5 protein-coding genes and 1 tRNA gene are annotated in these 9,654 nt (G+C 49.2%); all 6 read left to right on the top strand.

Annotated features, from left to right (window positions below; genetic code table 11):
• The first annotated feature begins 9 nt into the window (after positions 1-9).
• The 6 genes from JKP77_RS17810 (at position 10) to infB (ending at position 9,622) form a co-directional block, all read left to right on the top strand.
• A tRNA-Met gene (locus JKP77_RS17810) sits at positions 10-86 on the top strand.
• 280 nt (positions 87-366) lie between these two features.
• On the top strand, positions 367-3,684 hold the full coding sequence (locus JKP77_RS17805; RefSeq protein ID WP_218312520.1) for an MHYT domain-containing protein: 3,318 nt from the start codon (positions 367-369) through the stop codon (positions 3,682-3,684).
• 3 nt (positions 3,685-3,687) lie between these two features.
• A complete protein-coding gene (locus tag JKP77_RS17800; RefSeq protein ID WP_218312519.1) occupies positions 3,688-4,680 on the top strand; it encodes a response regulator in 993 nt (330 codons plus the stop codon).
• Positions 4,681-4,991: 311 nt separating this feature from the next.
• A complete protein-coding gene (gene rimP / locus JKP77_RS17795) occupies positions 4,992-5,450 on the top strand; it encodes a ribosome maturation factor RimP (RefSeq protein ID WP_218312518.1) in 459 nt (152 codons plus the stop codon).
• 44 nt (positions 5,451-5,494) lie between these two features.
• Positions 5,495-6,988 (top strand): transcription termination factor NusA, encoded by a 1,494-nt coding sequence (gene nusA / locus JKP77_RS17790; protein ID WP_218312517.1) that lies wholly within the window; start codon positions 5,495-5,497, stop codon positions 6,986-6,988.
• Between the two features lie 24 nt (positions 6,989-7,012).
• On the top strand, positions 7,013-9,622 hold the full coding sequence (gene infB / locus JKP77_RS17785) for a translation initiation factor IF-2 (protein WP_218312516.1): 2,610 nt from the start codon (positions 7,013-7,015) through the stop codon (positions 9,620-9,622).
• The last annotated feature ends 32 nt before the right edge of the window (positions 9,623-9,654 follow it).

Raw genomic sequence — 9,654 nt, 5'->3', positions numbered from 1 at the left:
CAGTTCAGACGCGGGATGGAGCAGTCTGGTAGCTCGTCGGGCTCATAACCCGAAGGTCGTAGGTTCAAATCCTGCTCCCGCAACCACATCAAAGCCTCAGCATATGCTGGGGCTTTTTTGCGTTTATCACCTTTAAACCTGAATAATGGACTGACCGGACAGAGGCTGTAGCAGGCCACTCCTCAAATATTTATCATACAAAAATCACGCGGTAGTCTTGACACGTTCTGCTATTGTATTGTTTGATAAAATGTCATGCAGGAAGCAAAGATCGTCTTCCCGTTGAGGCTCATTGTGAGATAGCGGATTAGTGAAGATAATAAAAAGTCAGCGGTGTCTGGCCCTAATATTCGAGTAGTATCCGTTATGTTACAAACGTTTTTTCAGGTTCCAGATACCTCTTTATTACTGCATGGAGGTTATGACCCCTTCCTTGTATTCCTCTCTGTAGCTATTGCTGTTTTAACCTCATTTATGGGGTTTACAGTAGCAAGCCAGGCCAGCTTCGGCACCAGAAAAAGAAACCCTGTTATGCTTGCTATCGGCAGCGTCGCGTTAGGTGGCGGCATCTGGAGCATGCATTTTCTTGGGATGTTGGCGTTTGAATTATGTACGCCGGTTACTTACGACTTTGCCATTACCTGCCTTTCAGCACTGCCGGGAATTATTGCTGGTTGGGTAGCACTGAAATTGCTGTTGAGGCCATCTGTCACAATGCTGAATATTGTTGTCAGCGGGGTGTTGATGGGAGCGGGTATTGGCACCATGCACTACAGCGGAATGGCTGCAATGCAAATGGCACCTTTGCTTCGTTATAGTTTGCCGTTATTTCTGTTGTCCATAGTTGTTGCTGTCGTGCTGGCGATGCTGGCGTTATGGATCAAGTTCGGGCTCGCAAGGTTTGTTGGCAAACGCACCAGTGAAAGCCATAAAAACTGGCTTGCCAGTATCGTAATGGGGCTGGCAATTGCAGGTATGCATTATACCGGTATGGCCGCAGCACGCTTTGTTAAACCACCCGGCTTCGAAGCTTCGGCACAATCTTCCTCAATTTCGTTATACCTGGCCACGGGGATCACTTTTTTTACCGTCATTATGATAGGGATTGTACTAGGCATCAGCCTGCTGTATCGCTACCGTGATATGACTGCCAGAGCCATCGAAAGTGAACGTACTCAGCGCGCAATTATGGATACGACGGTGGATGGGATTTTGACGGTCAACAGCCGCGGCATTGTTGACACTATTAACCCGGCTGTTACCCGTATACTTGGCTGGACACAAGAAGACTTAGTGGGTGAGTCAGTATTAAAAGTGATCCCGCCTGAACGACGGGATGCCTACGACCAGGATTTTTTCAGCGCCGGCAGATCTGCAAATAAAGAAGACATTGTGGGTATCAGTCGTGATACAGAAGCGCTGAATAAAGACGGAGAAAAAGTCCCTGTCCGTGTAGGAGTAGGTACCAGTAAAGTGCGAGGACAACAGTTCTTTGTTGCGTTTGTTGCAGATATTCGTGATCGCATTGAAATGGAACACGCGCTCAAAGAAAATGAGGCAAAGTTTCGCTCGTTCATTTCCAATATTCCCGGTATTGCTTACCGTTGTCTGGATGATGCTGGCTGGCCTATGCTGTTTATCAGTGATGCAGTAAAAGACATAACCGGCTATTCGCCGGAGGAATTTTGCCTTCCAAATCCTACAAAAAGTTTCATCGATCTTTATCATCCGGACGATTTGGAAATCATCGAAGAGGCTATTGAAGGCGGCGGTCATTTTGAAATGGAATATCGCATTTTCCATAGAGACGGCAGCATCCGATGGCTACGCGAGTCTGGCACTTTCGTGACCAGTGAAGACGGCAAGTCAGGCTGGCTGGATGGCTTTATCATGGATATCACATCCCGGCGAGAGATGGAAAACGCAATTAAAGATGCGAAAGAAGCCGCAGAAGCCGCCGCTGCCGCACGTACCACGTTCCTGGCAAATATGAGCCACGAAATCAGAACACCAATGAACGCCATTATCGGCTTCAGTGATTTGATGTTGCATGAAAACCTGAATACTGAGCAACAGAAGCACATGACGACCATTAACCGGTCAGCGCGGTCACTGCTTCATCTTCTTAACGATATTCTTGATAGTGCCAAGCTGGATAAAGGTAAACTGGAACTGGATTACCGAAGCTTCGTGCTGACCGAAGAGGTTGATACCGTGGTTTCCACTTTCTGGCTGGAAGCGAAACGTAAACATCTCACTCTGGACGTCGAGGTTTCCGACGCGCTTGAAGCAGCCTATCTTGGTGTGCCGGAAAGACTGCGTCAGGTATTAAATAACCTGATTGGAAATGCAGTAAAATTTACCAGCGAAGGGCGCGTATTACTGGAAGTAAAACCCGAGGGTAACAACGTCACATTTACCATCTCTGACACGGGTATCGGAATGTCCGAAGACCAGGTTGAAAAGGTGTTTGACTCGTTTGCACAGGCAGATGCCTCGATGAGTCGAAAATATGGTGGTACAGGACTGGGTACGACCATCAGTAAACAACTGGTAGAGTTAATGGGTGGCAGCATTCAGGTCAGCAGTGTTCAGGGTGAAGGTTCCGTATTCTCTTTTAGCTTGCCATTAGAGCCAACAGAGCCACCTGCAAAAGCGCCGTCGCGTTCTACACCTTCAGCGCTGCCGCCATTAGAGGTGCTGGTTGTCGATGATATCGCACAGAATGTAGATTTGCTTACTTTGTTACTGCAGCGCGATGGACACAGCGTATCGATTGCCCGTAACGGCGAAGAGGCACTGGAAGCCATGAAAAAGCGGGGTCTGCAGCTGGTGTTAATGGACCTGCAAATGCCAGTGATGGATGGACTGACCGCGTCGAAGAAACGCCGGGAATATGAAGCCCGGCATGACCTGCCAGCGTTGCCTATCGTGGCACTGACAGCAAGCGTACTGGCCCAGGATAAATTTGCAGCTGAAGAAGCCGGTATGCAGGGCTTTGCTAATAAGCCGGTAGATTACCCCTCTTTGACCCAGGAGATTGCGGGCGTCCTTGGATTGGATGTCGCGGATAGGGATGAGACAAAAATAAACAGAGAGCAAACTGAGGTTTCCGGCCCTGTGGATACTCAGAAGGGCGCGGCGCTATGGGGAAGTGAGCATGATCACTTCAGGGAGGTTACGCGTTTTCTCGGACAGGTGAGTCACACATTTGAAGCGCTACAGCTGGCAATGAAAAGTGGCCGGCAGGATGAACAAAAAGCACTGAGTCACGGGCTCATAGGCGTGAGTGGTAATCTTGGTTTGCGCGACGTGACGGCGGCCGCAAAACAGCTAGAAGAAGGTGCAGGCTCCTCGGGGATCACAGCCGATATGCTGCAATCCTTAAACGACGCTATCAGCGAGGTGACAGAATGGGTGAGTAAGCAGGCCAGTACACAAGCCTCTGAACACTCGACAAGTATGACGCCAACTGAATTGCTGAGTCACCTGAGACAGCTATCAGACAGTGTACAACAGAACCGTTTAGACGAAGATGAGTTAGAAAAACTGGCCTCGGCGTCACTCGGTCACTATCAGGAAGCGGTTCAATCGATTCTGGACAATATCGACGACTTTGAATTTGAACGGGCAAAGCGAGAATTAGCGTCGCTGATATCGTCCCTTGCTGATGCGCAGGAGTAACCTATGCTGCGAAAACTATCCAAACCCACTATTTTGCTTGTCGATGATGAACCCGTAAACCTGCGGGTATTGAAGCAATTGCTTGGGCAACATTATTCACTGGTGTTTGCAAAAAACGGTGAAGAAGCGTTACGTCTTGCCAGTGAACAGCATCCTAACCTGATATTACTGGACGTGATGATGCCGGGTATGACTGGCTTCGAAGTCTGTCAGCGTCTCAAACAACACGATGCGACCAGTGCAATTCCGGTTATTTTCGTGACCGCCCTGAATGAAGAGCACGATGAAGCTGAAGGGTTTAATGTTGGCGGCGTGGATTACATCACCAAACCGATTTCGCCCACGGTAGTGCTGGCAAGAGTAAAAACTCATCTGTCACTGGTGCAGGCTGATGAATTGATGCGCACACGTTTGCAGGTGGTACAGCGTCTGGGCAGGGCGGCCGAGTACAAAGACAACGAAACCGGCATGCATGTTTTGAGAATGAGTCATTATTCAAAGATTCTCGCACTGGCATACGGATTTAGCGACGCAGCCGCAGAGATACTTCTGCACGCGGCACCTATGCACGACATCGGTAAAATTGGTATTCCGGATTCGATTATGCTGAAGCCGGGTAAGCTTACCAAAGAAGAGTTCGATATTATGAAAACGCACCCCCAAATCGGCGCTGAAATTCTGGGTGATTGTGATTCCGAGCTGCTGTTGATTGCCAAGTCAGTTGCGCTGACGCACCATGAAAAGTGGAACGGGAGTGGATATCCCAATAGATTATCAGGAGAGGAAATTCCGGTAGAGGGCAGAATTGTCGCCGTGGCGGATGTCTTTGATGCACTTACCAGCAAGCGCCCCTATAAAGAAGCCTGGAGTGTAGAAAAAACGCTCGATTTAATGCGATCTGAAAAAGGAAAACACTTTGAGCCCAAACTGGTCGACCTCCTGGAAGAAAATTTACCGCAAATTCTTGCTATAAAAGCGCGCTGGCAGGATGATTAATTTACCTGCACCGCGCCGCGCGTGTTGCGTAATCTCTGCTCAGGCAGTATAATGCGCTCACGTTTTAGGGCGAACACGGGCTCCCTCCGTCAGGATTGGATAGTAACGTGTTGTCTTATAGCAGACTTCCACTATTGGTGGCATTACCCATGAGTCTGCATCTGTCTACGGGCAGGTATGGGTCCAGATTCACATATAAGCCCCGCTAGTCCGGGGCTTTTTGTTGTATTTACGCTCAGTTCCTGTCTGCAGGTAGTGATGAGCATTACAGGTTGGGCGTTAGGCCCTTTTTTCGTTTTTGGAGGTATGGATTGTCAAAGCTTGAAGAGAAATTGACTGACATGCTGGATCCCGGTGTAGAAGCCTTAGGCTTTGAACTTGTCGGGGTCGAGTTTGTACGTGCAGGTAAGCACTCAATTTTACGTGTTTATATTGATCATGAAAACGGGATCACCGTAGATGATTGTGCGGATGTCAGCTATCAGGTGAGCGCAATTCTGGATGTGGAAGACCCCATCAGCACGGAATATAACCTGGAAGTGTCATCACCAGGCATGGACAGACCTTTGTTTAAGGAATCGCATTATCAGGCTGCTGTCGGCGAAGTCGTCCAGGTTCGTCTTGCGATGCCAATGGATAATCGTCGTAACTTTAAAGGTCAGGTGCTGGCCGTTGAAGATGGCGTAGTAAGTATTGAAGTGGATGGCCAGCAGTTCCAGTTAGCTGTGGCGAATATCGAAAAAGGTAACGTTGTTCCCACGTTCGACTAATGGAACAGCAGCGCTTTCGTTAAGGAAAGCAAAGTGAGGCGAAAATGAATAAAGAAATTTTGTTAGTGGCGGAAGCCGTATCAAATGAAAAACAAGTGCCTAGAGAGAAGATTTTTGAAGCATTGGAATTTGCAATTGCCAGTGCCACCAAAAAGAAAAACGAAGGCGATATTGAAGTACGCGTAAGTATCGACAGAACCACAGGTGATTTCGACACATTCCGTCGCTGGCTGGTTATCGAGGATGATCAGGAGCAGGAAAACCCGTACGCAGAATTAACGCTTTCGGCGGCACAGATTGATGAGCCTGACGTAAAGCCAGGTGATTATGTAGAAGAGCAGATTGAATCCATTGCTTTTGACCGTATTACCACACAAACAGCGAAACAGGTCATCGTGCAGAAAGTACGTGAAGCAGAGCGTGCGCAAATGATCGCGGAATACGAAGATAAAGTCGGCGAGCTGGTAACCGGTACGGTTAAAAAAGTGAACCGTGACAACATCATTATTGATTTGGGTAACAATGCCGAAGGCGTGATTTACCGTGATGATATGCTGCCACGCGAAACGTTCCGTCCAGGCGACCGTGTACGCGGCCTGCTTTACGTTATCCGTCCAGAGGCACGAGGCGCACAATTGTTTGTCAGCCGTACTCACCCGGACATGCTGGTTGAGCTGTTCCGTCTGGAAGTTCCGGAAATTGCTGAAGAGACACTGGAAATTAAATCTGCTGCACGCGACCCGGGTTCACGTGCAAAAATCGCCGTGAAAACTAACGACAAACGTCTTGACCCGGTTGGGGCGTGTGTTGGCATGCGTGGCTCACGTGTTCAGGCCGTATCTGGTGAGCTAGGCGGTGAGCGTGTTGATATCGTGTTATGGGATGAGAATCCTGCACAATTCGTTATTAATGCCATGGCACCAGCAGAAGTAGCGTCAATCGTTGTTGATGAAGACGCGCACCTGATGGATGTGGCAGTAGAAGCCGATAATCTTGCTCAGGCAATTGGCCGAAACGGTCAGAACGTACGTCTGGCATCCCAGTTGACTGGCTGGGAGCTGAACGTCATGACCATTGATGATCTGAACAAGAAACACGAAGAAGAAAACGCTAAGGTTCTGAACCTGTTTATGGAAGGCCTGGACATTGATGAAGATTTTGCATCAGTGCTGGTTGATGAAGGATTCAGTACGTTAGAAGAAGTCGCGTATGTTCCGGTGAACGAGTTACTGGCCATCGACGGGTTAGACGAAGACACGGTAGAAGAGTTGCGTAACCGCGCTCGTGCCTTCCTGACTACCCGCGCGTTAGCAAACGAAGAAAGCCTTGAGGGTGCAGAGCCGACAGAAGCGCTGCTGAACCTTGAAGGCATGAGCAAGCACGTTGCTTATGTGCTCGCCAGCCGCGGGATCAACGATCTCGAGCAACTGGCAGAACAAGGCACCGACGATATCAGCGATATTGACGAACTGGACGATGAGAAGGCCGGCGCGTTAATCATGGCGGCACGTAATATCGTTTGGTTTAGTGAAGAATAAGGTCAACAGGGGGATAAACACGTAATGGCAGAAGTATCAGTAGAAAAGCTCGCCAGTGACATAGGAACTACCGTTGACCGCTTGGTTAGTCAGTTCAAAGACGCTGGCATCGAGAAAAAAGTCAGCGACCAGGTCACTGAAGACGAGAAGCGCCAGTTGCTTGATCATTTAAGCAAGCAACATGGCAGCACCGGCTCAGGTGAGCCGCAAAAGATGACGCTTAAGCGCAAATCTACCAGCACGTTAAGTGTTGGTAAGTCAAAGTCTGTGAAGGTTGAAGTTCGCAAGAAACGGACGTATGTCAAACGTACAGACGTTGAAGAACAGCGATTAGCTGAAGAAGAAGCGCGCAAGGCTGAAGAAGAAGCACGCTTAAAACGCGAAGCGGAAGAAAAAGCGGCGCAGGAAGCGAAAAAAGCGGCTGAAGAAAAAGTCCGTAAGGCAGAAGAAGCGCGCAAGGCAGCTGAGAAAGAGCGTCAGGAGCGAGCTGAAAAGGCCCGCCTTGAAGCGGAAGCGCGTAAGGAAGATGAGCCTGAACTGACCGAGGAAGAAAAGGCAGAACAGGAAGCCGCGCGTAAGGAAGAAGAACGTCTGCGTAAGGCTCAGGAAGAAGAAGCGCAGAAGAAGTTGGAAGAAGAGGCAAAACGCGCCGCAGATGAAGCGCGTAAACTTGCCGAAGAAAACGAACGTCGTTGGAAAGAAGAGGAAGAGCGCCGTAAGAAAGCAGAGGCTGAAGAAGTCCACATGCATTCTAACCGTTATGCTCAGGAAGCCGAAGACGAAGAGGATATGCAGGTAGAGCGTTCTTCAAGACGTCGTAAAAAGTCGAAGAAAAACGCGGGAGAACATTTGAAGCAAAGCTTTAAGAAACCGGCTCAACCAGTAGAACGAGTCGTTAAATTGGGTGCCACTATTACAGTGGGTGAACTGGCTAGCCGCCTGGCGGTGAAGTCGAATGAAGTCATTAAAGCCATGATGAAAATGGGCGAGATGGCAACCATTAACCAGGTGTTGGATCAGGATACCGCGGTACTTGTGATTGAAGAAATGGGTCACAAATACGAGCTGGTAAACGACAATGCACTGGAAGATGAACTGCTGGCAGAAAATGAGAGCGGAGTGAAAACAACCCGCGCGCCAGTAGTCACCATCATGGGTCACGTTGACCATGGTAAAACCTCACTGCTTGATTATATTCGTCGTGCCAAAGTGGCAGCGGGCGAAGCGGGTGGTATTACCCAGCACATCGGTGCATACAAAGTAGATACAGATAACGGCGATATTACGTTCCTGGACACTCCTGGACACGCCGCGTTTACTGCAATGCGTGCTCGTGGTGCAACCGCAACGGACATCGTCGTACTGGTTGTTGCTGCTGATGATGGCGTAATGCCGCAGACTAAAGAGGCGATTCAGCACTCCCGAGCTGCTGGTGTACCTCTGATCATCGCGGTTAACAAAATGGATAAGGAATCAGCCGATCCGGATCGTGTGAAAACTGAACTGTCTCAGATGGAAGTTATTTCCGAAGAGTGGGGCGGTGAGCACCAGTTCGTTAATGTTTCTGCGAAAACGGGTATGGGTGTTGATGAGCTTCTTGAAGCCATTAACCTTCAGGCAGAAGTGCTTGACCTGCAGGCGGTTGCTGATGGTCCAGGTCGCGGTATCGTTATCGAGTCTCGTCTTGATAAAGGGCGTGGTCCGGTTGCTTCAGTACTGATCCAGGAAGGTGAGCTGAAAGCCGGTGACATCCTGCTATGTGGTGAAGAATATGGCCGCGTTCGTGCAATGCGCGATGAAAACGGTAACGAGCTGAAAGTCGCCGGTCCATCTACACCTGTGGAAGTGTTAGGCCTGTCAGGTGTGCCGGTAGCAGGTGAAGATGCCGCTGTGGTCAAAGACGAGCGTAAAGCCCGTGAAGTGGCAGCCAAGCGTCATCAGAAGAAGCGCGAACTTAAACTTGCGCGTCAGCAGAAAGCCAAGCTGGAAAACATGTTTGCGAACATGGAATCTGGTGATGTCAGTGAACTGAACATCGTATTGAAGGCTGATGTACAAGGTTCTGTTGAAGCCATTGCTGAGTCTCTGATTAAACTGTCTACTGATGAAGTGAAAGTGAACATCGTCGGCAGTGGTGTTGGTGGTATCACCGAGACTGACGCGTCTCTGGCAGCAGCTTCAGGTGCGATCGTACTTGGCTTTAACGTACGTGCCGATGCATCTGCTCGCCGAGTACTGGAAGCAGAAGAGATCGATTTACGTTACTACAGCGTTATCTATAACCTGATTGACGAAGTGAAAGCGGCGATGAGCGGTATGCTTGCGCCAGAGTTCAAACAGGAAATCATTGGTCTTGCTGAAGTTCGTGACGTATTTAAGTCGCCTAAGCTGGGCGCGATTGCCGGCTGTATGGTAACTGAAGGTAACGTTAAACGTAGTAACCCAATTCGCGTTCTGCGTGAAAACGTGGTTATTTACGAAGGTGAACTGGAATCACTGCGTCGCTTTAAAGACGATGTACAGGAAGTCCGTAACGGGATGGAATGTGGTATTGGCGTTAAGAACTACAACGACGTGAAAGTCGGTGACCAGATTGAGGTCTTCGAAATCGTTGAGGTTAAACGCGAACTGTAATCGCCGGTCGACATACTAAGTGAAAACGGGGG

This window comes from Alteromonas antoniana, from assembly GCF_019249295.1.
In the GTDB taxonomy this organism is placed as follows: Bacteria; Pseudomonadota; Gammaproteobacteria; order Enterobacterales; family Alteromonadaceae; genus Alteromonas; species Alteromonas antoniana.
Note: the sequence above shows the minus strand (reverse complement) of the source record. Positions and strands in the feature narration are given on the sequence as shown.

Excerpts from the sequence above, each read along its gene's own strand:
- nusA (WP_218312517.1), top strand. The coding sequence starts at position 5,495 with ATGAATAAAGAAATTTTGTTAGTGGCGGAAGCCGTATCAAATGAAAAA.
- infB (WP_218312516.1), top strand. The coding sequence starts at position 7,013 with ATGGCAGAAGTATCAGTAGAAAAGCTCGCCAGTGACATAGGAACTACC.
- JKP77_RS17805 (WP_218312520.1), top strand. The coding sequence starts at position 367 with ATGTTACAAACGTTTTTTCAGGTTCCAGATACCTCTTTATTACTGCAT.
- JKP77_RS17800 (WP_218312519.1), top strand. The coding sequence starts at position 3,688 with ATGCTGCGAAAACTATCCAAACCCACTATTTTGCTTGTCGATGATGAA.